This is a genomic window from Microcoleus sp. N9_B4 (genome assembly GCF_036701635.1).
Taxonomy (GTDB): domain Bacteria; phylum Cyanobacteriota; class Cyanobacteriia; order Cyanobacteriales; family Microcoleaceae; genus Microcoleus.
This window is the reverse complement of sequence record NZ_JAUBRC010000006.1, coordinates 145,871-171,182: the sequence shown is the minus strand read 5'-3', so window position 1 is coordinate 171,182 and position 25,312 is coordinate 145,871. Positions and strand designations below refer to the sequence as shown.

General features: G+C 46.4%; 20 protein-coding genes and 1 tRNA gene. 4 read left to right on the top strand and 17 right to left on the bottom strand.

Annotation, left to right across the window (positions count from 1 at the left end; translation table 11 throughout):
- Positions 1-49: 49 nt before the first annotated feature.
- From QUA43_RS06205 to QUA43_RS06175, 7 genes are all read right to left on the bottom strand, one after another.
- Positions 50-286: a hypothetical protein gene (locus QUA43_RS06205; protein WP_333371958.1), complete on the bottom strand. Its 237-nt coding sequence runs from the start codon at positions 284-286 to the stop codon at positions 50-52.
- 19 nt (positions 287-305) lie between these two features.
- Positions 306-752 carry a DUF202 domain-containing protein gene (locus tag QUA43_RS06200; protein WP_333371956.1) on the bottom strand — a complete coding sequence of 149 codons (447 nt, stop codon included), beginning with the start codon at positions 750-752 and terminating at the stop codon, positions 306-308.
- A gap of 15 nt (positions 753-767) precedes the next feature.
- Positions 768-1,190 (bottom strand): DUF202 domain-containing protein, encoded by a 423-nt coding sequence (locus tag QUA43_RS06195; RefSeq protein WP_333371955.1) that lies wholly within the window; start codon positions 1,188-1,190, stop codon positions 768-770.
- A 148-nt stretch (positions 1,191-1,338) separates the two neighbouring features.
- Positions 1,339-2,004, bottom strand: a complete 666-nt coding sequence (locus QUA43_RS06190) for a hypothetical protein (RefSeq protein WP_333371953.1) — start codon at positions 2,002-2,004, stop codon at positions 1,339-1,341.
- Positions 2,005-2,543: 539 nt separating this feature from the next.
- Positions 2,544-3,203, bottom strand: coding sequence for a cadmium resistance transporter (locus tag QUA43_RS06185; RefSeq protein ID WP_333371951.1), 660 nt, complete (start codon positions 3,201-3,203; stop codon positions 2,544-2,546).
- 20 nt (positions 3,204-3,223) lie between these two features.
- On the bottom strand, positions 3,224-3,928 hold the full coding sequence (locus tag QUA43_RS06180; RefSeq protein WP_333371949.1) for a cadmium resistance transporter: 705 nt from the start codon (positions 3,926-3,928) through the stop codon (positions 3,224-3,226).
- A 212-nt stretch (positions 3,929-4,140) separates the two neighbouring features.
- Positions 4,141-5,643, bottom strand: coding sequence for an APC family permease (locus QUA43_RS06175; RefSeq protein WP_333371947.1), 1,503 nt, complete (start codon positions 5,641-5,643; stop codon positions 4,141-4,143).
- A gap of 387 nt (positions 5,644-6,030) precedes the next feature.
- Here QUA43_RS06175 and QUA43_RS06170 point away from each other — a divergent pair, with 387 nt between their 5' ends.
- Positions 6,031-6,963 carry a LysR family transcriptional regulator gene (locus QUA43_RS06170; RefSeq protein WP_333371945.1) on the top strand — a complete coding sequence of 311 codons (933 nt, stop codon included), beginning with the start codon at positions 6,031-6,033 and terminating at the stop codon, positions 6,961-6,963.
- A 118-nt stretch (positions 6,964-7,081) separates the two neighbouring features.
- On the opposite strand, the gene QUA43_RS06165 is transcribed toward QUA43_RS06170, so the two are convergent.
- Together QUA43_RS06165 and QUA43_RS06160 are read right to left on the bottom strand one after the other, a co-directional pair.
- On the bottom strand, positions 7,082-7,927 hold the full coding sequence (locus tag QUA43_RS06165; protein WP_333371943.1) for a prohibitin family protein: 846 nt from the start codon (positions 7,925-7,927) through the stop codon (positions 7,082-7,084).
- A gap of 53 nt (positions 7,928-7,980) precedes the next feature.
- On the bottom strand, positions 7,981-9,183 hold the full coding sequence (locus tag QUA43_RS06160) for an EAL domain-containing response regulator (protein ID WP_333371941.1): 1,203 nt from the start codon (positions 9,181-9,183) through the stop codon (positions 7,981-7,983).
- 419 nt (positions 9,184-9,602) lie between these two features.
- Here QUA43_RS06160 and QUA43_RS06155 point away from each other — a divergent pair, with 419 nt between their 5' ends.
- Positions 9,603-10,118 carry a heme-binding protein gene (locus tag QUA43_RS06155; protein ID WP_333371939.1) on the top strand — a complete coding sequence of 172 codons (516 nt, stop codon included), beginning with the start codon at positions 9,603-9,605 and terminating at the stop codon, positions 10,116-10,118.
- On the opposite strand, the gene QUA43_RS06150 is transcribed toward QUA43_RS06155, so the two are convergent.
- The 3 genes from QUA43_RS06150 to QUA43_RS06140 form a co-directional block, all read right to left on the bottom strand.
- Positions 10,105-10,521, bottom strand: coding sequence for a secondary thiamine-phosphate synthase enzyme YjbQ (locus tag QUA43_RS06150; protein ID WP_333165987.1), 417 nt, complete (start codon positions 10,519-10,521; stop codon positions 10,105-10,107). The two genes, QUA43_RS06155 and QUA43_RS06150, sit on opposite strands and share 14 nt — an antisense overlap.
- Before the next feature lie 96 nt (positions 10,522-10,617).
- Positions 10,618-11,718: a glycosyl transferase gene (locus QUA43_RS06145; protein ID WP_333371937.1), complete on the bottom strand. Its 1,101-nt coding sequence runs from the start codon at positions 11,716-11,718 to the stop codon at positions 10,618-10,620.
- Positions 11,719-11,868: 150 nt separating this feature from the next.
- The gene (locus QUA43_RS06140; RefSeq protein WP_333371935.1) at positions 11,869-12,882 is read right to left on the bottom strand and encodes a hypothetical protein; all 1,014 of its coding nucleotides are present in this window, start codon (positions 12,880-12,882) and stop codon (positions 11,869-11,871) included.
- A gap of 122 nt (positions 12,883-13,004) precedes the next feature.
- Here QUA43_RS06140 and QUA43_RS06135 point away from each other — a divergent pair, with 122 nt between their 5' ends.
- The gene (locus QUA43_RS06135) at positions 13,005-13,571 is read left to right on the top strand and encodes a hypothetical protein (protein WP_333371933.1); all 567 of its coding nucleotides are present in this window, start codon (positions 13,005-13,007) and stop codon (positions 13,569-13,571) included.
- A 774-nt stretch (positions 13,572-14,345) separates the two neighbouring features.
- Positions 14,346-16,814 carry an ATP-dependent Clp protease ATP-binding subunit gene (locus QUA43_RS06130; RefSeq protein WP_333371931.1) on the top strand — a complete coding sequence of 823 codons (2,469 nt, stop codon included), beginning with the start codon at positions 14,346-14,348 and terminating at the stop codon, positions 16,812-16,814.
- Positions 16,815-16,922: 108 nt separating this feature from the next.
- Here QUA43_RS06130 and QUA43_RS06125 read toward each other — a convergent pair whose 3' ends face one another.
- The 5 genes from QUA43_RS06125 to QUA43_RS06105 all read right to left on the bottom strand — a co-directional run bounded on the left by QUA43_RS06125 (position 16,923) and on the right by QUA43_RS06105 (position 25,246).
- Positions 16,923-20,972, bottom strand: a complete 4,050-nt coding sequence (locus tag QUA43_RS06125; protein WP_333371929.1) for a hypothetical protein — start codon at positions 20,970-20,972, stop codon at positions 16,923-16,925.
- Positions 20,973-21,186: 214 nt separating this feature from the next.
- Entirely contained in the window at positions 21,187-21,726 is a 540-nt protein-coding gene (locus QUA43_RS06120) for a redoxin domain-containing protein (RefSeq protein ID WP_333371927.1), read from the bottom strand.
- Between the two features lie 105 nt (positions 21,727-21,831).
- Complete coding sequence (locus QUA43_RS06115) at positions 21,832-22,431, bottom strand: peroxiredoxin (RefSeq protein WP_333122030.1); 600 nt, start codon at positions 22,429-22,431, stop codon at positions 21,832-21,834.
- Positions 22,432-22,557: 126 nt separating this feature from the next.
- Positions 22,558-22,630: transfer RNA gene (locus tag QUA43_RS06110), tRNA-Met, on the bottom strand.
- 138 nt (positions 22,631-22,768) lie between these two features.
- Positions 22,769-25,246, bottom strand: a complete 2,478-nt coding sequence (locus tag QUA43_RS06105; protein WP_333371925.1) for a peptidoglycan DD-metalloendopeptidase family protein — start codon at positions 25,244-25,246, stop codon at positions 22,769-22,771.
- Between the last annotated feature and the right edge of the window lie 66 nt (positions 25,247-25,312).

The window sequence follows — 25,312 nt, the reverse complement described above, 5'->3', positions numbered from 1 at the left end:
AAAAATATCTATCCGGGAGAGGTTGTTGAGAATGCTGGCTGGTGTATGTTTAGGCTGCGATCGAGAAATTGAAAGCTTCAGGCAAATGCTTGACAGTTTGCCAAAGATATGCAGTATCGATCCCCCAGTAAAATTGCAGGTAAACGAGCAAAATCCCGATCGCGACTGTCACGCCCAGCAATTTAGGGACTATTTTCGCGACAATCTCCAGCACTACGAATGCTGCCCAGATAGCAGCACCTAAGATGAGAATGGAAGCGATCGTGGCAACTGTATCGCTGTTCATGATTAACTCCTGTTGACAATCAATCGGGTATTACAAAACTACTTGGGCCCAGGGCGGCTGCCAAAATCGAATAAATTACTCCAATCCCCAATAAGCCCACAGCAAAACTGAAAAATAAGACCATGGCGTCTGGGGGATTGTAGGTATCGTGGTCAATTTGGTGGCGAACGGTGAAGTAGTGCTTAGTTGAGATTAAGACTGTCGCCCAACCTATTAGAGAGAAGATTAAACCCAACTTCCACCCCATCGCCTCGCGGTAATGTACGGGCATTTGCACGACGCGAAGTCGGATGATGATGACGCCAAAACCCATGAGTGCGATCGCGGCCCGCATCCATGCTAAGAAGGTGCGCTCATTTGCCGATCGATCGATCGCCCGCGACAGATTGTGCTGCTTTGGTTTCTCATCATCTACTTGCATCGGTTGGAACGATAATTGCACGCGATCGAACTCTTTAATATTCATATTAAACCGCCACCATTATTCAGGTGCCATCAAACCAAATGAGCTAGAAGGAACGGTAAACATATAATAAATTACCCCAGCCCCTAGGATGGCGATCGCGAGGCTAAAAAGAATTACCCAGCGATCGGTAGGTTCATAAGTATCGTAATCGATATCGTGACGGACGCCAAAGTAGTGCTTAGTTGAGAATAACACCGTCAGCAAACCCACCGCTGAAAAAAGCAAACCCAACTTCCAGCCATTGCCGGGAGTTGGGAGTAGAGGGGGATGAAAGGTGCGAAGGCGCACGATAACTACGCCAAAACCCATCAGCGATATTGCTGTCCGCATCCATGCTAAATAAGTGCGCTCGTTTGCCAAGTGATCCCGCACCCGTGACGGATTTGGTCGCCTAGTCTTTTCAGTATTTACTTTCGTGGATGTCCAATTTAATAGCATAGAGAAACCTTTTAATTTTAACGCCAAATTAAGAAGGGAAACCGATATATTTTCGCTGGGACGATTATCCGCCGGGATCGAACCCGGCGGGATTGTGTGTTGCACGATCTTTACACAGGCGATCGCATTACAACTTCATTCACCAAACCTAATCATTTTCCTCAGTAGGTGCGTTGGGAACTTGCGTATCTATATACGCTTGAGTCACATCAGGAACAAACCAATTAGCATCCCCAGGTTGGAAAACTTTAGCAGTAGGAACGTTGAATTCTACAGCCCCCGTATCGGGATTAGCTCTCGCTACAACTTGAGTTCCGTCAACTATCTTAACAGCTAGACCGCCAGTCAATTCTTCTGAAGGTTGATCGGTCGTTCTTAAATCGGTTGCTTTGACATCGCTGGGTAGATAAATTCCATCGCAATCCCATTTATGTTCAGTTGTTTGACCGTCAGCTAGAAAATAAAGGGCATTCTCGTAAGTAGAAGAAGCTGCTTTTTTGCCTTTCGGGCCGTAGACAGCCAGGGTTTTTCCTGTCTCGTTGCGGCACTGACCCCAAGGTTTTCCCGTTTCTAAAGTGTATTTTTGAAACTCCAATTGAGAGATTTTTTGCTGAAGTTGCTCAGGGGTATAATTCTGGGCGGTATCGGGTGCATCTTTCGCTGTCCTGAGAGTGTTCAGAGCTTGAGTCACCTCTATGTAGTCGGGATTGCTTGCATATTTCGGCGTTTTTGGAGCATCGGCCCAGGATGGGGGAACGAATACTAAATTGGCGATCATTACCAAGAGCACTAAAACAAATTTGAAGATTTTCACAATTTTTCTCCTTTTCTAGATTGTCAGGTTTGTTGGAACTTTCTGTTTGCTTGCTATTTTAGGACTTAGGCAAAAACGATATCTCTTTAACTGGTTGGCCTGAGAAACCAAATTTTGCAGAATCAAAAAATCTGGTTTTTTAGGATTAGAGCTATTGTCAAAGTCGATCGGCGTGGGGTAGTGGCGAAGCGATCTGGCGAGCTTTTAGGGATTCATCCTCAAGTTTTTAGCTCGGTTTGATTCACCACTACAGGATTTCTTGAGACCAGAGGTATGTTGTTGCCTAAGTCTGGCAATTGGCTAGCTCAAAAGATGGTTTCAATTTTCGTGAATACTTGAGGCTAAATTAGTTTGAAGCTGCTTTTAGCTTAATCAATCACTTGATTATTAACTTAGCATACTTGTTGATAAATTTCAAGCAATTTAGCGCAACTTTTAAGCAAACAATTGTTAAGGCAAAAGTGATGAGTTAGGACTTATGACTTATGGCAAATTATCTACCTATAGAGGGATGGAAGTAGCGGAACATTGGCTAATCATTAGTTAGATTGAAATGGCGGGAGCAGCCGATAACTACCACTTTCAATCAGGATGAATATTCCCAAACCAATCAAGACAAAAGGGACAACAGCCTTGGTATAGCGAGTCAAAACATGGGCGATCGCCCTTTGGCGAGTTAACCGGTAAGCGGCATAAGACCAAACACCTACCATCACCGAGAAAACCGCCAAAATCACCATCAAGCTCGGCAAATCGCTGCTAGCAAACAGCGGCAAATAAATGCCGATGTTGTCACCCCCGTTAGCCACTGTTACCGCAGCCACATTCAAAGTTTGGGGATTGAAAAGATTTGCTAGTTTTGACACAGGTGAATTAGATTTCCGGTTAAATTCGCCCGATACCCCTTGTACGTCATTTTCCTCATTTTCTCTCTTGACTAAGTGACTGATGCCGATCGCGATCGGAACCAAACCCAGGAAGCCAATCCAAGCTTTCGGCACAATTAAACCGCCAAAAAAACCGGGCAAACTAGCAGCGATGAGTGCTGCAAATCCGAGGTACTTACCGACAAAGATATGCCGGGGGCGGAAAGTATCATTTACCTGGGCAAAGAACAGCATCGAAATCACCATATCGTCGATATTGGTTGCGGCAAAAGATGTAATCCCGGCAATAATCGCTGCTGCAATCCAATTCATGTGCTGTCCCTGCAATTTTTCTAAACTTCAGTTTCGCTGGCGTTACTTCTGCTCATAGTTATCAAACAGAAACCGCAACCAACTAAAGATATTATACTTAAAGTTGGGCTTGCCAGAGTGCCGCTTTTTACCAGAATCGCCATTCCCAATCCGATCAAAACAAAAGGTACTAATTGATTGCCGTAGCGAGTCAAAGTATCCGCGATCGCCCGCATCTGAATTAACCGATAAGCAGCGTAGCACCAAACGCCCACCATCGCGAAGAATACAGCGAGAATCACCGCCAAACTTTCTAAAGTATTGCTAGCAAACAGCGGCACATATATCCCGATATTGTCTCCCCCATTTGCCACCGTCACCGCTGCTACGCTGTAAGTTTGAGGAGACAAAAAACTTCTAAAAAAAGATTTCTCAGATTGCTCTAATTCTGCCTCTACTTCCGAATCGTCAGTTTCTGGATTCAGCAAGCGACTAAGCCCGATCGCAATTGGCAGCAAACCCAGCATTCCGATCCAATCTGGTGGAAATATTAAGCTGCCAAAAAAGCCGGGAAGGCTAGCCAAAACCAGTGCAGTAAAGCCCAGAAACTGACCGAAGACGATATGCCTGTGCCGAAATACTGCATTCACCTGCGAGAAAAACAGCAGCAGAATCAGAATATCGTCAAGATTCGTAGCTGTAAAAGCCGCCATACCTGTAGAAATTGCTGTTAGTAATTCATTCATTTCTGTGTCTCCTCATGTTTTTTATTTGGTTGTACTCGCTGGGATCGTATCTTCGGAACGGGCAAGATGCCCGTTCCACAAAAATTAAATTTTCTTGTGGGCTGTTGATCTGATCCCGCCCTTGAAATGCCGATCGACAATGCTGCAATATCTCAGTAAAAACCCAGTTGCTTAAAAACTCTTTCTCCGAACAGCGAACTGGTAACTGCTAATCAAAAACGATCGCTGTCAAAGGGAACGGCTTTCAATCGAACACCGCCGTAAATTGTATTTTCTTCCTCGAACTTGGCATGAATTGCGTCAATACCCTGCTGCATCGATCCCGTCAGTTCAGGAGAACGCAGCCGCTGCCAGAAAAACCATCCGCAAGTAACCACCAAGTACATCAAGAACAAGTAAGGAAAGGCATCGTAAGGAGCTTCGGGAGGTGGGAACATAGTGCTGCCGGGAATGCCCACGCTGCCCGCAATCGGAATCATCATAAATGCGATCGCCACAGCCGAAAATGCTACATCCCGCACGCGCAATTTACCAATTTTGTGCAGGTAAACCGGAGCCGCGATCGAAATTAAGACGTACACGGTTAAAAATCCGTAGCTGCAAATTGCCCCCAAATAACCCATACAATCGAACAGTTTGATGTTAAACATAGACATCACAGCCGGCACCAGAAATGTCAGAAATGTACACATCGTTACTGCAACGTGGGGAGTTTTATTAGACGAATGCGCTACACCTAATGAAGAATGAAACAAACCGTGGCGCGCCATCATAAAAAACACTCTCGCCGCTGGATTGATGCTGCCGAGCACGCAAGCAAAAAAGCTAAATAAAGCGCCGAAAGCCACTAACTCTCCCAGCCAACCCATGCCCACTTGTTGCGCTAGAAAACTCAGAGGTTCTTCAGTATTAGTAATAGAAACTCCCGTACCGCTAAAACCCAAAACCTCAATATAGGTCATTAAAATGAAGAATAAGCCTGCCATGACAGCACTGCCCATGACAGCCCTGGGGATATTTTTTAAGGGTTTTTTCGCTTCGTCGCCCAGAGATGTCGCACTTTCAAAGCCAGAGAAACCAAACATTACTAAGACAAGTCCCGTCGCTATGTTCCCCGGAGTTACGCCTTCCAAAGTTAATTGCGACATATCCAGGGCAAAACCTTTGTGCGCCCAGATGATCATTCCCAAGATAAAAATCGCGGCCACTGATGCTCCCTCCAGCCACAGCATCGCCATAGCTGAGAGTTGGATATCTTTGTAACCTGCATACCAAGCAATGCCAGCCCCGATCGCTAACAGCGTAATCGGTGACGGATGGATGCCTAAATGACCGATGAAAGTACCCGTAAAGTTGGCAAAACCACACAAAACGGCCATCGCAGTAAATAGATAAGCAAGTACCAAACTCCAGCCGCAAATTACGCCTGCAGTCGGGCCAAGTCCTTTAACAATATAAGAATAAAGAGAACCGGCAGAAGCCGATCGACTCGCAAATTGGTTGATATTGATGCTGACAAATACTAGGCCGATCAAGCCGATCGCAAAACTCAGCCAAGCCCCGTTACCCGAAAGAGCGACAATTAAACCTATATTAGATGCGGGTATAGTTGTAGGTGCAATAACGGCAAAGGATTGAGCTAAAACCTCCCCGAAGGAGAGGCAGTCCGGCTTTAAGCCGTGGGGACTGTGATTTTTGTGCGTTTTCTTGGTCATTTATCTTCTCTCTTTTTGTCGATCGACTTTTGGCGATCGGCTTAAACTTGTCGGTGCTGCTTCAGCATCTGGCTCTGCGTTAGAAGCTTAAGTATCACCTTAAGGCTCTTGACGGGTAGAATCAAATGTTGTTTTTTATCGAATTAATAAATACAAGTGATGCAGTGCCGTGGCAAAATAACTGTTGGAAGACGACACCTATCTGTCGCCACAAGCTCAAACCATTGCCGTTAAAAGGAAACTTTAAATAGCGGCTAGCAACCGTGCTTTTTTGGCAATTCCAACCTGTACAATATAGTCGAAAAGTTCAGGTCAAAGTTAAGCCGCAAAAGATTTTTATTTCAAAAAATAACTGTATTTAGTAAAGGGACACTCAGAATGGCCGGAATGACGCTTGACCAACTGCGAGTTTTTATAGCTGTAGCGGAACACCTACACTTCAGCCGCGCAGCGGAGGAACTTTACATCACCCAACCCGCTGTCAGCGCGACAATCCAAAGCTTAGAGGTGCAATATGGAGTAAAACTATTTCACCGCATTGGCCGCCACATCGAAATCACTGAAGCCGGGAAGTTGCTGCAAGTTGAAACGCAGAAAATTCTCGATCAAGTTGCTTTGACAGAGAGAGGTTTGCGGGAGTTGAACGACTTGCAGCGAGGCGATTTAAAATTGGGTTGCAGTCTGACCATTGGCAATTATTGGTTGCCAGATAAACTTAGCAAGTTCAAACAGAAATATCCTGGTATTTGCGTGAATTGTACTCTTGCAAATGCCGAAGAAATTTGTGCGGGGACGGCGACGGGAACATTTGATTTGGGTTTAGTGACGGGAGACATCAAAGCTTCACTTAAGAACACCCTGGAGGAAGAAGTTGTAGGCAGCGAACGCTTGCTGATTGTAGTTGGCAAATCTCACCCTTGGTTTGAACGTGCAGATGTGAGTTTAACGGAAATTGCCAAAACCGATTGGGTGATGCGAGAAGCTGGTTCTGGAGTTCAGCAAATGTTGGAACAAGCTTTGCAAAGTTGGGGCATTAATCCCCATGAATTAAATGTAACTTTAGTTTTGAACAGCAGCGAAATGGTAAAAGCAGTGGTGGAAAGCGGCACAGGTGCAGCGGCTATTCCTGAATTGATGGTAAAAAAAGAATTGCAGCTATCTACACTGCGATCGATTAAAATTATAGATAGCCAAGCAAGTTCAAATGTATCTCTTGAAATAATTAAACCTGTTTTGAAAGTGAAGCACCGACAGCGTTTTCAAACTAGAATTACTAAAGCTTTTGAAGAGATATTAACTCAAGGTGCTGGTAATTGGTAATTGAGGACTTACGCACGAATACTCAAGAAACCGGGTTTTTTAAGGACATAAAAAGCTAAACGCCTTGTATTTTCGTAAAAAACCCGGTTTCTGCCCACCCGTGCGTCCAGGATTATAATTATCTCTCAACCAATTTCCTCAAGTCCAATAAATTTTTCCCCCCATCACCAACAATCAGCGGCAATTTCCCATCCCATTTTTCTATAGCCTGCCTTTCCAAAAGTTCGGGAGTCAAATTGTTCCGCAGCAACCTTTGCACTTCGGCTTCTCCCTTGGCTAAATTCACCTTAGCCTCTGCCTGTTTTACTGCCTTCAGCGCTAAAAACTCCCCTGTTTTTGCCTCCTGTTCGGCAATTTGTTTCGCCTCCACGGCCTCGCTAAACCGCTCAGAAAAGTGAACGTGTACTAAAGAAATATCGTCAACGGCAATGTGATATGTAACCAGCCTCAAGGTCAAAGAATCATCAACTGCGGCTTTAACTTCTCCCCGTTTAGTAATTATTTCTTCAGCCGTGTATTTTGCCATAACTGCTTTTAATACTTCTTCAACAGCCGGATCTATAATGCGATCAACGACTTCTTTTTCGTCACCTATTTGTTGAAAAATAGCATTTGCTTCTTCTGGGATAATGTGCCAGTTGAGCGCTACATCCGTGAACACATCTTGCAAATCTTTTGATGAAGCTTCAGCGGAACTTTCCTGTTTTTGGACCCTGACGGTCAACTTTTTTACAGTATAAACTGTGGGGAATATTACGTGAATTCCTTCTCCGAGTACCTGTTCTTGCACTTTGCCAAACTGCATCAGCACGCCCCGTTCTCCGGCGTTGACAATGACAAAGAATTTGGACAAAATAGCTAGAAACACTATCACTATAGCTAGTTGAACAGCTAGGTAAAACTCCTTGTTTTTTTTAGGGCTTGATTTGAGGGAGTCAACGTTACTGCTGGATTCTACAACCATATTCCACCCCGATCGCACTTAATGATCTGCTCAATATTGACTTAACCAATCTTCTATTTGCCTGCCATTAACAACTGTTCAAAATCCGCTGCAGCCAAAGGAGGGCTAAACAAATAGCCTTGCATTATATCGCACTTATAGCGCCAGAGAAAATCTTTTTCTGCTTCCGTCTCAACTCCTTCGGCAATTACCTCAAGACAGAGACTGTGCGCCATTTCAATAATAGCTTTCACAATCGCTGCATTTGTGCAACCATCGGTGATATTGCTGATAAAACAGCGGTCTATTTTTAAAGTATCGAAGGGGTATTGCGTCAGATAGCTTAAAGAAGAATACCCAGTTCCGAAATCGTCAAGAGATATACAAACTCCCAAATTTTTCAAGTGTTGCAAAGTCGCGATCGCACTTTCGGCATCTTCTACCATCAAACTTTCTGTCAGCTCTAATTCCAAACTGCTCGCTTCCAAACCAGTTTCTGCTAAAATTTGGGCAACTCTGCAGCTGAGATCCGGTTGGTGAAATTGGCGCGGCGACAGATTGACCGCTATTCGGAGCGGAAAACCAGCATTTTGCCAAACTTGCATTTGCCTGCAAGCTGTCTGCAAAACCCATTCGCCTAACTGTATAATGAAGCCTGTTTCTTCGGCATGGGGAATAAATTCTGCGGGCGAAATCAGCCCTTTTTCTGGATGCACCCAGCGCACTAAAGCTTCGGCGCTCATAATTTTACCTGTCTGGACATTGACTTGCGGCTGATAGTAAACTTGGAATTCTTCTCGTTCCAGTGCGTCGTACAAACAAGTTTTTATCTGCTCTAATTTGTCGGCTGTATTTTGGATAAATTCGCTGGCTTGCGATTGCAAAATACTGTACTGTTCGGCGACAGCTTCTTGTTTTTTCAAGCGGCTCGATATCGCGCCCACAAGTTCAGCTTTACTAAAAGGTTTAGTCAGGTAATCATCTGCTCCCAATTCCATACCTTGCCGCATTTCAGAGCGATCGGCTTTACCGGTGAGAAAAACAAAAGGTACTGTAGCAGTAACAGGATTCGATCGCAAGGCTACCAGCACCCCATATCCGTCAAGTTCTGGCATCATCACATCGCAAATAATCACGTCGGGAAGATTTGACACCGCCGCATATAAACCTTTTGCTCCATTTTCTGCACCCGTCACGTCGAAACCTTCAGCTTTGAGGAGTTTGAGAATATTCTCCCGAATTACTTGCTCGTCCTCAATTACTAGAATCTTTTTCATACGTCATTCCCTGAAAGCGGTATAATTGATAGGCGTTACTGAACGCGATCAGCGTGGCAATAACTGAGAACGCACAGCTAGATGGGCCCAACAGCCGAATATTTGCCGACGCAAATAGCAAACGCCTGAAAACACTAATTTTTCAAGCACAACTAGATTAATGTTTCTCTGCTTAGTCAGTGCCGTCCGTATTATTACGAGGTTAATTAATAATCTCTAAACTAATTCTAGGCGATCGATAGTTAACAGCGCCTTAAATAACTGCTAAACTAATTGTGCCACCTGAACGATTGTCTGCACACAATCTCAGCCTATTTATACCAGTTGCCAAAAATAATGCAACTGCAAGCAAGTTCCAAACCCTTGCGGAGTCAGTCTTCCCCATTCTTCAACGTAAAATCTAAACTTTTAAATCTCAAATGGTATTACCTACTGGATTCCCTGAACCCGCACAGATTGGGGTCATAGAAGTTAAGCAATATCCTCACTACCGCGCTGTCACATACACCCACGCGGGCGATTTGCGACAAGCAACTGGCATCGCCTTCAATCCCTTATTTCAACACATCAGCAACAACCAAATTGCGATGACAACGCCAGTAGAAGCGCGCTACACTGAAACTTCCGGGCAAATCGATGCGGTTCCCCAAGCAGAAGTTTCGTTCCTCTATCCCGCACCAAATATCGCCCCCAGCAGCGTTAACTCCGCTGTAGAAATCACGGATACTTCGCCGATGACGGTTGTCAGCATTGGCGTGGGCGGGGCCTACACTTGGGAAAGCTACGAAAATAACCTCCAGAAACTCAAAGATTGGCTTCAAGAACATCCTGAATACGAAATAGTCGGGCCGCCGCGCCGCTTTTTTTACAATTCCCCGATGACGCCGGAAGCAACTAAAATTAGCGAGGTACAAATTCCCATCAAGTGCCGCTGACGTGAACAACTAATTCGCGAATGTGACCCCGCTGGCGGTGTTCCCACAGGTAAATTCCCTGCCAAGTTCCTAACAGCAACCTGCCGCGATCGATCGGGATTTGTTCAGAAGTATGAGTCAGCGCAGTGCGAATATGCGCCGGCATATCGTCTGGGCCTTCGGCATCGTGAATGTAGCGATCGCCCTCCGGTACCAGTTTAGCCAAAAAGTTAGCCAAATCCTTAAGTACATCCGGGTCAGCATTTTCTTGAATCACCAAACTAGCAGAAGTGTGGCGCAAAAATAAGCTACAAAGTCCCGTTTTAATACCTGAATTCGCCACCGCATCTTCTATCTTAGGAGTGATTTTGCACAGAGATTTCCCTGTAGTTTGAATCTTGAGTATTTGTTGATAGTGATTCATTCGATTTGAGATTTGAGATTTTAGATGAGACTGATGCAAAACTCTTCTGTTGACGGAGGTAGACTTTGTTTGTGTAAGATCGATTTCTAATCGCACTTATGAAAAATAGTCTACAACAGCTTGGGCGATCGCCTCCGTACCATTTTTCTCCAATTTACTCGACAAACGCGACGGATGCAGCGGTTGTCGCAAAAACTCCCAATCCCCCTCAAAAAACTCCGTCGCCGTCACAATTTGATGTTCCGCATAATTTTGAATCCCTTCCAGCAACACCGCAGCTTCTGCAAAACCTTCTCTCATTATAGAAACAACAGGTATTTCCAAGCGCAAAGCTTCCGCAAAAGTGCTGTATCCCGGTTTAGAAACTAAGCGCCCGCAGACAGGCATAATATCAACCGGACGCGGTAAAATCGGGAAAGATTTTGCAAACTCCTGATTTTTGATATTAATCAAATTCGGCAAATCGGGAGATTCCGCATCAAAAGTAATAAATTGCCAGTCGCTAAATTGCTGTAAATTTTGATAAGGAATTTCCTCTAAACCCAGTCCGCCGAAAGTCAACAATACAGTTTTTTCCAGCGGTGTTTCGATGCCGAATACTTCCCGGACTTTCTCGTTACTGTAGCGAGGATTGCCACCCGTCAAGCCCACATCTTGAATATTGGGGAAAGCTGCCATCGATTCGTGTAAAGGAAGACGAAAAAGCCGATCGCACATTCCGAAACATTCACCAATCCAATCGGCCATTTCTACAAATTCCCCGCCCCAATCTCGATAGATAAAATCCCACCCAAAATTGCTCATCATCCAGCAGGGAACCCCAGCCGCTGCCGCCATTCGCGTTGCCAAAGGAGGAATATCTGCCAGCACCAAACCCACCCGATTTTGCTTGATAAAATTAACTTCGCTGGCAATTAGGGAATTTTGGTTTTTCCGAATTTCCCGCAATTTTTCCAGCGTCGCGTCTTTATCCATATTCAAACTGTCAGCTTGCACCACACCCACATCAAAAGCGCGGGGACGGTGGATAAAGTCGCCGCCAATATAAGATTCTAGCAGCCAGCGAGGTGCTGTTGTTGTGATAATTAGTAAGATATCTGGATTTAATTCTTGAATTTTTGCAGCTACGGACGAAACTCGGACAGCGTGGCCGAATCCGTGATTTGTGATGGCAATATATAATGTTGGTCGAGACATTGATAATAGGGAATAGGGGATGGGGAATTGGGCATCGGGAATTGCGAATTGGAGGTAGAGACTGGAAGGCAACAAGTCCAAGCTTCAAGGGACGCATAACCAACAATGACAAATTTAATAACTAATGACTATCGAATATGCAAGAACTCATCAATCAGACGCGCCCTCAGACCAAACAGGCAATTGATTAATTTTGTCCAGGGTTATATCTACATACTTTTTACCATCCGCCGCCAGATTTTCCCCAAAATATCCCTCATCGCCGTCGTGCTTGTGAGGGCCGCTCAAAGCTGCTGCATAGCGGCCTTGCAAACGAGCTTGGTTGAAAGGAGAAGTCGCGTACCAGTACCAGCGACTCGGAAAAACTATGCCGCCAATATCCTCAACTGAATCGCGAGTGCCGCGAAAGTGGAAAATGCGATCGGCCTCTGCAAAACCATTTTCTCCCGAAAACACGCCCCCAACCGAAACAACCGTAATTTCTGCCTTCAGCCATTCTTTAAGATAGCGAGTAGCACCCAAAGCAACTTGTGCGCCGCCGCTAGTGCCAATTAAAATAACTTTCACAGGTTGTTGAGAATTAACTGAAATGGGAGATTGAGCATTCATGCGATCGATAATTGCATTAGCCATTCCCTGATTGTATGCAAAGCCGTAGCGATAATCTAGAGAAATTGCAAACCTCCAGAGATTGCGAATTTTAATGAATATATTCCCCGCAATCGGCCCTTTTTTTGCCTGTTCTGCAAACCGCCAAAAAGGAGCTAGCCACCGCTCTCCTCCTAAACTTTTGTTAGAAGCTGAATAAGGAAAAACATCGCCCACTGCTACGCACTGCGGGTGACTTTTAACTAAATGCTTGAGAAAAAACTCTTCACCAGGGGTTAATTCGTCCCCCGAAAAATCGCCCACTCCCGGTAAAAAGATGATATAACAATTGAGCTGCGAAGACTTGCGGGCTTCTAAATTGCCCTTGTTTGAGGGCAATTTCTCCGGCGAATTTTTCTTGATGCCAAAAGTTTCGCCACTTTGATTCAGCCACCATATAACCGTTCCCACCGGCGAAAGAATGCCCCAAATTATCAGGATTACACCTGCGATGAGCAACAAATTTAAACTTCCCCCCCGCAGCCATGCAAGTATCCGTAAAATCAATCTTAGCATTTAATAAAATCTGGTAGAATGCCAATTAATTACCTAATTACCTAGAAATAGTCCGGTGATTCTGCTGTATTAGAGCTTATTTTGTAAAAGTTGTCAACTATCTTGAGGAGCAGGAGTTCAACGTGAAGGGAGAAGATTCAATTGCAGGTTTGGGCGCAACGCTTTGGAACGCACTTTCTTTGAACGGCAATTTTTACGAAAAAACTCCCTACACTGGCAGAACTAAGCGAATAGCTTTAACAATTGTAATTTTAGCTGCGCTGTCCCGCGTGTTGGGCAGTGCTGTCATCTTGTTAATCAACCGAACTGAGCCATCAGTATTATTTCTAGGACTTTTGATAGAGGGTTTGGCAGTCGCGGGGGGTTATTATTTCTGGACTTTCACTATCTTTAAAATCGGGGAGTGGCTGAAGCCGGGACACGTAACTTATGGGGAGTTGCTGGTTCCGATCGGCTTTGCCTACGCGCCCCAAGTGCTGAATTTCTTAACGCTAATTCCCTTGCTGGGAGAAGGAATAGAGCGCATATTAGCTGTGTGGAGTTTGCTAGCTGTAATTGTGGCGGTTCGCCAAGGTTTGGATATTCAAACTCGCTGGGCGGTGTTAATTTGTCTGGTGGGTTGGCCGTTGATCCAAATTGCGATCGGCTTTGTGAAAGTAATTGAACAGTTGCTTTCACGATGGCTTTAAAAGTAGGAAAGTGTAATATTTAAAAAGGCAAAACCACCAAAAAAGTACATTATCTTAAGTTTTCATGATTGCTCCGGCAAGTATGCGATCCACAGGTGCAGAGCGAGTTATGGTGCGTGAGTATTGAGGCATTCTGCACTTGCTCGCTCGTCGTCGAATCTATTTACAGTCACGCACCTACGTTTGCTATATTGAGTTATGGTGCGTGACGATGGAAACCTTATGCACCTGCTAGAATCTATTCGCAGTCACGCACCATAAATTTGCTTTAAAAGAGGATAAAATTGTCAGGCTTAAAAAAGCCAAAAGCACAAAAAACTGTCGGCTCAACTCCGGGTAATTTCTCCGGCAAGTATGTAAATAATAGCAACTGAAAAACGCTGCCAATTATGCCATTGCGAGCCGGAGAACCCACAATTCCCTTAACCTGTTAAAATAAAATTGCTTTGGGGCGAAATACTCTGCATCGCAGCGCGTCATTGCAAACAAAAGCATTCCTCGCTCGCGATCGAAGCAGTTTCGCTTGCTTTGTTTGAGAGAATGCTTGACAGGGTGGCCGTGGGAAAGTAGATTGAGGCACAGCAGATAGCATAATTATTGACGGCAACCACACCCCTACTATTCGGGTCTCCCCACTGTCCCTCCCCCTTTAGCAAGATACATTGTTAGAGAAGGAAATACACAAAAATTTACATCTATAATTTGTGTAGTGTTCCAAATCGCTCCTCACCAGCAGCGATACAGCCCTCGCCCAGACAGTAGGATAGAAAAAATATGTTTGAACGCTTTACAGAACAAGCCATTAAAGCAATCATGCTAGCCCAAGAGGAAGCGCGGCGCCTCGGCCACAATTTTGTAGGCACCGAGCAAATTCTTCTGGGACTCGTCGGCGAAGGCACTGGCATCGCTGCAAAAGTATTACTGGATATGGGCCTCAACTTGAAAGAGGCGCGCAATGAAATCGAAAATATCATCGGTAGAGGTTCCGGGTTCCTCCCGCCGGAAATTCCTTTTACGCCCCGCGTCAAGCGGATTTTTGAGACGGCGCTGAACGAAGCGCGGCAGTTAGGCCACAATTACATCGGCACCGAGCACATCCTGCTGGGGCTGATTCAAGACGATGAAGGGGTGGCGGCAAAGGTGCTTCAAAACTTGGGGATCGATCGCCAGAGAGTCCGCACGCAGGTAATTCGTGCCGTGGGAGAAGTCGCGGCGGTACCCGGAGGTAGGGGAGATAGCGGCGATCGCAAAATCCCGACTTTAGAAGAATTTGGCACAAACTTGACCAAGTTAGCCGCAGCCGGCAAACTCGATCCCGTAGTGGGCCGCGAAAATGAAATCGAGCGCGTGATCCAAGTGCTCGGCCGCCGCACCAAGAACAATCCAGTGTTAGTAGGCGAACCAGGAGTCGGCAAAACAGCCCTCGCCGAAGGCCTAGCCCAGCGGATTGTTAACAGAAACGTCCCGGAAATTTTAGAAGACAAACAAGTAATCAGCCTCGATATGGGTTCGCTGATTGCTGGTACAAAGTTCCGAGGCGAATTTGAAGAACGGCTGACGAAAATCATGGCCGAAATTCGCGCTGCCGGCAACATCATTCTGGTAATTGATGAAATTCACACCTTAGTCGGTGCAGGCGCAATTCAAGGCAGCATGGACGCCTCTAATATGCTCAAACCCGCCCTTGCTAGAGGCGAATTGCAGTGTGTCGGCGCTACTACTTTGGACGAATATCGCAAGCACATCGAGCGCGACGCTGCCTTAGAACGCCGCTTCCAACCGATCAAAGTCGGTGAACCGAGCGTGGCTGAAACAATAGAAATATTGTACGGGTTGCGATCGGCTTATGAACAGCATCACAGACTGACAATTTCCGACGCAGCTTTAGAAGCAGCGGCTACACTGTCAGACAGATACATTAACGATCGGTTTTTGCCAGACAAGGCGATCGACTTAATTGACGAAGCAGGTTCCCGCGTCCGCGTGATGAATTCACAAACCCCGCCCGAAGTTAAAGAACTCAAAAAGCAACTGCCTGCAGTAACAAAAGAAAAAGATGCAGCAGTGCGCGAGCAAGACTTCGACAAAGCTGGAAAATTGCGCGATCGCGAATTAGAAATTGAAGCCGAAATCGCCGAAGCTACGATCAATAAAAGCCAACTCAAAACTTCTCCCATCGTCACCGAAGAAGACATCGCCCACATCGTGGCTAATTGGACGGGAGTACCAGTCAGCAAGCTGACCGAATCCGAATCGGAATTGCTGCTGCACATGGAAGATACTTTGCACCAGCGCTTGATCGGTCAAGAAGAAGCTGTCAGCGCAGTTTCTCGGGCTATCCGTCGCGCGCGGGTAGGCTTGAAAAATCCGAATCGCCCGATCGCCAGTTTCATCTTTTCCGGCCCCACAGGCGTCGGCAAAACGGAACTTACAAAAGCCCTGGCAACATATTTCTTCGGTTCAGAAGAAGCCATGATTCGGTTAGATATGTCCGAATTCATGGAACGCCACACGGTTTCAAAACTCATCGGTTCGCCTCCGGGTTACGTTGGGTACGACGAAGGCGGCCAACTAACAGAAGCCGTCCGGCGCCGTCCTTACACAGTCATCTTGTTCGACGAAATCGAAAAAGCTCACCCAGATGTCTTCAACATGATGCTGCAAATCCTGGAAGACGGCCGCTTAACTGATGCAAAAGGTCGGACAGTAGACTTTAAGAATACACTACTGATCATGACCTCAAACATCGGTTCGCGAGTGATTGAAAAAGGTGGCGGCGGTCTCGGTTTCGAGTTTGCTGACAGTGCCGGAGACGTTCAGTACAACCGCGTTCGCAGCTTGGTAAACGAAGAACTGAAACAGTTTTTCCGTCCTGAATTTATCAACCGCTTGGATGAGATTATCGTCTTCCGCCAGTTGAACAGGGAAGAAGTGAAGCAGATTGCGGACATTATGTTGCAGCAAGTCTTCAGCCGCTTAACCGAACAGGGTATTACTTTGTCCGTGACAGAACGGTTCAAGGACTTGTTAGTTACAGAAGGCTACAATCCCAGCTACGGTGCTCGACCTTTGCGCCGCGCAATCATGCGGTTGTTGGAAGATGTACTGGCTGAGGAAATGCTGTCTGGGAAGCTGAAAGACGGTCAAAAGGCGATCGTTGATGTGGATGAAAACGGTCAGGTTAAGGTAGTACCCGATGGTTCATCTGAGCCGAAATTGCCCGAATTCGCATTGAGCCATTAATCGGCTCTAACAACGGATAAATACTGTTGATTAAAAACCCGGTTTCTCGGAGAAACCGGGTTTTTAATTTAAAAATAACCGTCAAAAAAAAGCAACTTATCGATGAATCTAATCCCACGATTGTAATTGCACAACCCAATGCTGCACAACAGCAGAAATGCGATCGCGCCGAGTTTCAAAAGTAGCAGCAATCCAGATAAACACAACCCCAAAAGCAAAACCAATCGCCCATTTAATCAGCCGATAATCGAATATCAGAACCACCAACTGATAGAAAACATTGATTAAAAAAATTCCCGTTCCCACAAACAAAAATGCCCGAACTCGCAGCGCCAAACCCGCTGCAATCGCCACTAAACTAAAAGCTCCTGCAACTAAACCGTGGCTTTGCTGAGTCAAAAGAGGCATCCCGCAAATCAGCGCAGTTGCGAGCATTCGCAGAGTGTGGCGCAGCGGTTTTTGTGCGGGTAATTTCAGAGTGCCATCGAACTGAGTAATGTAAAGTAAAGAAAGTCCTAAAGGAGTAACATAAAACTCTGGCTGAGTCAATCCTATTTGCCAGAACCACCGCAGCAATATCCAATCAATTATCGCCAAACTCACATAGGTAAAACGGACTTCCTCCCTTTCCCAAGCTAGGAAAACATAGAAAGCGGCAGCTATCAGCAAGCTAATCGGATAAAACTTAGCCGGACTTTCCAAAATAGTAACTATTGGAATCAGCGAAGCAATTACCTGCCAAGGTTTTTTTGACCAACCCCAGTTGTCCCAAGGCACAATGTAAATGAAATAAGCTAATAGAGAAGCGAGGGCAACTTTCCAAGGCCCCAACGGCCCGGAAATATACTTAACTAAAGGTGTATTGATCCAGTAAAGCCGGATGCCAAAGGCTTCTAGCCAGCCCAAGTAAATCCAAATTTCTGCCCATTGGCGATCGAGATTATTTCGCCCTTGCAAGAAAGCGTATTGAACTAATAAAGCACCAATGACTAATCCTAAACTTAGGCCGGACTTAATATCATCGGCCGAAGCCCAAATCAGCAGCAAACTGCTCAAAACCCAGTGCAGGTGAGCAAATATTTTTAACTCTGCATTAGTTAAATGTAAATAATTGCTGAGCCAAGGAGATAAAATGCGATAGATATATGTTAAAGTTGTGCCGAGAGTAGCCAGGACAATTAAGCCATCTCCAAAAGCTCCTCCTGGTGTTTGAAAAAGTTGATACAGTAGCGATTCGTAAGCAGCAGCGGACACGCCTATTAATCCTAAATAAACCAAAGGTTTGAATTCGGGTTCCCGCCTACCAATACCGATCGCAATTAAAGACGCCCCCAACACAGTTAAACCAGTCCAATTCGCAAAAGTGTGCGATCGGAAAGTTAAACCCAATACCCCGTAAACCAAAGGTATAAAATGAATGCTAGGTAAAATTGTTGGATCGGGGTGGCGGCGCCGCCACACATCACCCAATAATTGAGTAAACAATCCGAGAGCGATATTAGCAACTGCCAAATTAATCGTAGTGCGATCGACAAAACTTAAACCCACTGCTGTCAACAACTCCAAACTCCAAGCCAAAGCATAAATTGCCAGAGGGGAAAGTTGGCGTAAACTTCGGAAAATAATCGCAGCCATTATCACCAAAATAGCAGCCAAAACTTTAGGCGAGGGCGGGAAACTCAAGCTACTGCCTGCGTAGAGTTCATAGGAATAAAAAGTAATAGTTGTTAACAGTAAGCCTGCGAGTAAGATTGCCCACCCATCTAAAGCTCGATCGTAAATTTCAGCTAATTGAGAAGACTCAGGCAAACGGCTGGAAAAACGAACAATCATGCTGCGAACCAACCACAGACACAAAAGAGCGATCGCCCCGGCAATTCCCCAACCCCAAGCCGACACAAAACCTAATTGATCAATCACCGCAGCTACGAAACTCAAGCCAAACCCCACTCCAATCGCAGCCGCTGGTATCTCTACTAAATAGTAAGTATTGAGCAACATTAATCCGGCGGCAACCCCCAAACCAATTAACCGATATCCCGGAAAAATAAAAATTAGAACTTGTGCAAATATGAGGGCGATCGTACTAAAGGTACTGGCAACTTGTTTGTGAGGAACCTCAGTATATTTAGCAACAGCAGTCAAAGCCAAAGGAGTCGCCAGCCAGAGCAAACTCCACTGATGGCGATGAGTTGCAGTACCCGCAATAACATAATTTTGCAACAAGACAAAGCTGAATCCTGCTAATACTAAGCCCAGATACCAGGAACTTTGGAACCCTGCAGGATGCCAGCGAAAGAATGCAGAGCTTTCTCGGGAATTTGCCGCTTTCATCCAGACAAAAAACACCCATTCACTCGCCATGAATATTAATAATATTGCCGACCAAATATTGGGTGTTAGGTTGGGGAAAAATAAGTCAATTGCCGAAGCGATCGCGCCTAAACCCATAATGTGAGTTATGAGAACCAAAATTGCCGGATTTCCCTGTTGTTCAGCCGCAGAATCCGACCTCGCAACTCGCCTGTAATTGTCGGGAATTACGTATTTCCAAGCGATCCAACCTAAAGTTAAAGTAGAGACTAATAAATTGAGCGATCGCCAAAACGGATTGGCTAAGCTAATAACAGTTAAAACAATCCCCAAACCGAGAGCAAGGTTTTCGCCAAAACGGGCAAGTTGAAACTTTCGCTTGCGGTAGAGCAACTCGGCCGCAGTTACCATTAAAATTAAATAAGGCAACAGCAGAACACCCCAAAAAGCCCAAGGAGTTTCCTGAGAGTTTGTAAGCTGAGTTAAAAATGCCACAACTTGTGTTTTAATCCCTAAAGGAAGCACTCGCCAAAACAGCCAAATACTCTGAAGTCCCACCGCCTCAAGCATTAGCAAATCAAACTCTTTCCCAAACCGCACTAAACGGTTGTAAAAAAACCAAACAGCCAATCCGCTAACTGCGATCGCCTGTAGCGGAATGTCGCGAAAACAAACGAGCCATCCCAAACCCACCAAGCCCATTCCGGTTAATTGCCAGTAAAAAAAGTTGCTGGGATTTGGCTGGTCGGATATATTGTTTTTAATAGTTCCAGATTGCCGGGGTTGCTGCCAATCTAGCCATGCTAAAAGCACACCACAAATCGCCAAAGCTAAACCCATTTCAGCGATATTTACATCCTTGACAAATATCGCTCGACCCAGTAAAATTCCTAACGAATAAGCTACTAAAGCTGCTTTTTTGTAAGTCAGAAAATCTCTGCTCAAACTGAAAGCAGCGGGGAATGTTTCAGTATTTCCCCCACGTTGGAGAGATTGCAATCGTTGTTGCTGAACTTGATAAACTGTAGTAGCAGCAGTTCCCACTGTACCCACATAAACCGCAGCCAGGGAAAAGCCGGCGAATGCCCACCCCCAGTGCAAATAACTCAATCCCAAGTGATTTAGGGCGATCGAGCGAGCGATGTTTTTTCCAGAAAAGCTTTGATATTGATCTTTGATAATCCGGGCAGTTATCCAAGTCAAAATAAGTGCCGCTGCGATTGCTACCGCCCAATCCCAAGGATACCGCCACAATCCAAAAGTATCCATCGCCCAAAAATTGATCGGCACTAGCAACAGCGTCACTTCTTGCAAAGTTTGAGCAGTCAAGTGCAAATTCTGCTGTCTGTTTGCCCAACTGCTAATTGCCCAAAAGGTTAAAGTATAAGCTAACAAAACTCCATATTGTCCGGCGGCAGGAAATCTTTCCCACTGACTGGCAGCTAAGACTCCAGAGGAGACAACTACCATGAACACTCCTAAAAACAACAGCCACACCACGCTAATTTCTGCCATTAGTGAGTGCAAAATTTGAGCGATAAAATTAGGGTTTTGAGTAGTTTCTGTGGGTCTAGCAACGCTTTCTCTGCTGCTAGGTACTGCTTTTTGCGTTGATAAGGCAGGTACTTTTGGCTCGGCAATAGGATCTCGCGGGTTTTCAATTTCAGAAATGTCTACAGCGGGATTTCTGAGTGGGCAGACTAAATACTGTCGGCACAATTGCTCAACCTCAGCGGGCGAAAGTAAACCTAGCTGCAGCCACGCATCTAAACCTGTCAACAACTCAGGATGCGACGCTAAGACGCTCAATTCAATTTTGCTCGATCGATCTTTGGGAGACGACATTGGCTTAAACTTGTACTAAGTACCTTAAAGCTATAGCCTAGATTCATGTCGAGCGAACATGGCAACATTCCGCCATTGAAATTGGCACAATAAGTATTTATTACTAAAGACCTGTCGCAGCCAGTGTCAACCGATAAAAAAATCCCACTGATGGGCCTAAACCAGCGTACATCAGCGGTGAAAAACTCCAAATTAGGACACAGCAGCGGTGTCCTTACCGATCGACATATTGCAGCAAAGTTTCCACACTAGCATTGTGGTCTATGAAAGAAAACAAATGTTTGAAGAGGAGTTTTCCATCTGCACCCAAAACAAACTGAGCCGGCAAAGGAGCACCTAAAGCCTGACCAACTTGATAAGCCCGAAACACTTGACAGCCGGGATCAGAAAGCAGAGGCATTTTCAAGCCTAAATCTCTAACCACAATTTGGCTTTGACGATCGTCGGTACTGGCAACCATCAATAATTCTATATTGCGATCGGCAAATTTTTCCCAGTTTTCATTCAAAGCTTTAATGTGAGGAAAACAGAAAGGGCAATATTGCTTTTCAGTAAAAATCCGCGTAAAAGCCAGAATTACCGGTTTATCGCCCCGATAATTCGACAGCCGCACCAATTTGCCATTATTAATATCCGGCAATTCAAAATCTGGCGTCATCTGTCCCAGGTTCAGAACATTAGTCGCCGGAACAGGCAATAAATTTTGGAAAAACCGCTGATTTAACAAGCCGCTAAAATTAGTAGAAGTCAGCATATTTCCTAATTGGGTAATTGCTAATTGCTAATTAAAAATCCGGTTAAATGAATGCCCCTGCGGGTACGGACACGACACTGCCGTGCCCGTACAAATATAATCTGCTTAAACCGCAGCAAAGAATACCTTAGACTTGACAGGATCGGGAGTCATGGTCTTGTCACCGGGCTGCCAGCCGGCGGGACAAACTTCATCGGGATGAGACTGGACGTGTTGGATAGCTTGCAGAGTACGGAGAGTTTCGTCCACGTTGCGGCCGAAGGCAAGATTGTTGATAGTAGAGTGTTGGATGATGCCTTCTTTGTCGATTATGAACAGACCTCTGAGGGCAATGCCTGCTTCTGGGTCGAGGACGTTGTAGTCAGAACTAATTGTTTTTTTGAGGTCAGCAACTAAGGGATAGTTGAGGTCGCCAACACCGCCAGATTTGCGGTCTGTTTGTATCCAAGCGAGGTGAGAGAATTCACTGTCCACGGATACGCCGAGGATTTCGGTATCGATTTTCTTGAAGTCCTCGAAGCGATCGCTAAATGCTGTAATCTCAGTCGGGCACACAAAGGTGAAGTCCAAGGGGTAGAAGAACAGGACTACATACTTTTTGCCTTTATAGTCTGACAGTTTAACTGTCTTGAATTCCTGATCCACTACGGCTGTTGCTGCGAAATCGGGTGCAGCTTGACCAACCCGGAGGCATTCACTGGTCATAGATTTTGTTTCCTTTTTTACGAACTGTTACAAATATATCATACTCATAACGACTACAAGTATCTTCTCGATCAATCAAAAAAAAACGCTCTCAAATTTGAGAGCGCAGTTTTTTTGATTAAATAATGGCTCAGGCGGGATTTGAACCTGCGACCTTGGGCTTATGAGTCCCCTGCGCTAACCACTGCGCCACTGAGCCAAATCTACTTCACGATTTACTATCGTAGCACGGTATGGCTAGCTATGTCTTGTTTTCAAGCAACACTATTTCTAATGACTTCCAGTAAAAGTTATGAGTTTTGGTAATCATTCAAAACCCATAACTTTCGACCAGTCGTTACCGAGAAGCGCTGGACGCATCGTCGGGCAGAAAAGCCATTGGGTTGATAGCACCCTGTCCGGCGGGATGAATTTCAAAGTGCAAGTGCGGCCCGGTACTGAAGCCAGTGCTGCCCATTTCTGAAATCTGTTCCCCTTGAGCGACTCTCTGACCCTTTTGCACCAAAATTCGGCTGTTGTGGGCATAGACAGTCTCAGTGCCGTCAGGATGGGTAATTTCCACCAAATACCCGTAGCCGCCGTCGTTCCACTGAGCATAGGTGACCACCCCGTCTGATGCTGCCACAATTGGCGTGCCGATCGGCCCTGCAATATCAATTCCTTTGTGCATCCGTCCCCACCGCCAGCCGTAGCCAGAAGTAAGAACGCCCTTAGACGGCCAAATAAACCCCTTAGCCGACTGTTGTTTGCCGTTAGGCAGATAGGTATCAGGGCTCGAAAGCGGAGGCAGTTCTGGAGAAACCATGCGTCCCAAAGACGGGTTGCTTAGGGGATCGTAACCGTCGGCTCCCAAAGGAGCAGTTGCTACCACCGGTCGCTGCTGCTGAGCAGAGGTCGGCGTCAGGTTGATCGGTTGCAGTTCCGCTGCGCGAGCGGGGTCTAAACGCTCTTGCTGCTGCTTCTGAACCTGCTCAGACCAGGCTCTTGATGGCGGTCTGCTGATTTCATTCTGCACCGCCTCAGTATAGTCGGGGGTGTAGAGATATGGATTGACACTTGGCATCTCCTCAGACGGGTTGACCGAGGGCCCGTCATTTGGAGCCAGGGACACCGCATTGGCGCCGATCGAATTGCGCGAGGCACGATATTCCTCTCGCAGCCTGACAACTTCTGCCCTCAAACGTTCGGAATAAGGGTTGAGAGCTTCTGCGGTAGGGAGATCATCCGAATTCGACTCTGGTAAAGCGCTAGTTGGATCGGCATTTGAACCCTGGGCGCTAGTATTTGCCACGAAGCTGATCGGCTGCGGGTATTCTCCCGTAGCGATGGCCGTAGCAGTTGCACTGGCTGGTCCAGGCAGGGCACTGGTGTCAACTGCACCTGTAAATGTTGGTTCGCCTTGAAGATCCAGCTTCCGTGGATCGCTAATGGTTTGGGAAACTTGAGTCAGCGGAATGCTGTTAATTTGGGGAACCATCGGCGCTGAAATATTGTTCAGACCTTCCAGGTTCTCCAGGGGAGAAACCACAGGCACTGTGGGCGCGGGTGCGGCAACGCCAGCACCGGCTATTTCCGAGGTAGACGAGCTGGGGTTCAAAGATGCGGGAACCGAACTCGCTGCCCAGACAGATGTAGAGTTGGAGGCAGAATAAGAGGCTGCCGCCTGCATCCCTGGATTTTTAAACCCAACTTGGGGAATTTTGAGTCGTTGATTGACATTCAGCAAGTTGGGGTTGCCAAGCTTGTTGACGGAGATCAGATCTTTGGGCGATACGCCGTGACCTTTGGCGATCGCATCTAGCGTATCTCCCGGACGCACGCTGTAGAGAACCTCAGCCGGCGCGGCGGTACTTCCCGCAGGGGGGACTAGCACAGCCGAGGGCAAACTGGGTGTTGCCAAAGACTGTTCAATTGACTCGAATGCTCGATCGGGCGATGCTGCTTGACCTCCCCCGGAATTGGGAATTACAGGTGTGGCATCGAGGTCAGGAATAGTTGTCCCAGTTGCATATCCGGGGGAGGTCAGCGTCGGTGCTGACTCGGGCAAAAATGCCGCAGGTGTAGATAAATTTGCTCCCCCCTCCGACCCGAACATAGTTCGACCCGATTCTGTGGTGCGGTTTTCCTGTTTTTTCAAACTGTCGATCGCCCCGTCTGCATTCGGGATGTCGATCGAACTTTGTTCCGGTACCGTTGTGACCAGCGGGGTCGCTGCGGTTGATGGCAGCGCTGTCATGGCTGCACTATCCAATGGCTCGGAGCCAGTCAGATTAAACTCTTGTTCGGGATTGACCGTCGCTGCGCGATCTAGCGAAGCCGATGTGCTATAGCCGGCGTTCTGTTGTGGTGTGGCTTCCGTCGCAGTCGGAATTCTGAGCTGTTGGCCAACTTGGAGTATGGTATCGGGTTGGATGTCGTTGGCAGTTGCTAGTACCAACGGTTCAACTTCATAATCCCGAGAAAGCTCCCAAAGGCTTTGCCCCTCCTGCACCTTAACCGTCGCCGGCTCAGAAGGTGCTCCGGGCTGTTGGGCCCTGGAACCGTCCACTTGTGCGGACGTAGCAGGCCCGTTGGCCGATACAGGCTGTACTTCAGCGGTGGATTCTGATGTCGGTGCGAGTTCAGACGCGCGAGCGCTGTCTCCATTTCTCGGTAGCAGGATGCCAGAAGCACCTACCGATATTGCCAGCCCGATCGTGGCGAGAGAGCGAACTCTGCCTGTGCTGAGCGTTGTCTGTTTGGATGGTTCCGCAGAACCGTCTCTGTCGATTTCACTAGCCTGAACAGGCTTAATTTGGGGATATGTTCGTTTCAAAAAAACGACCTCCTACTGAGAAGCGCTAACTGTCCTTGGAAACACTCAAGGGGATCGCATGACGCT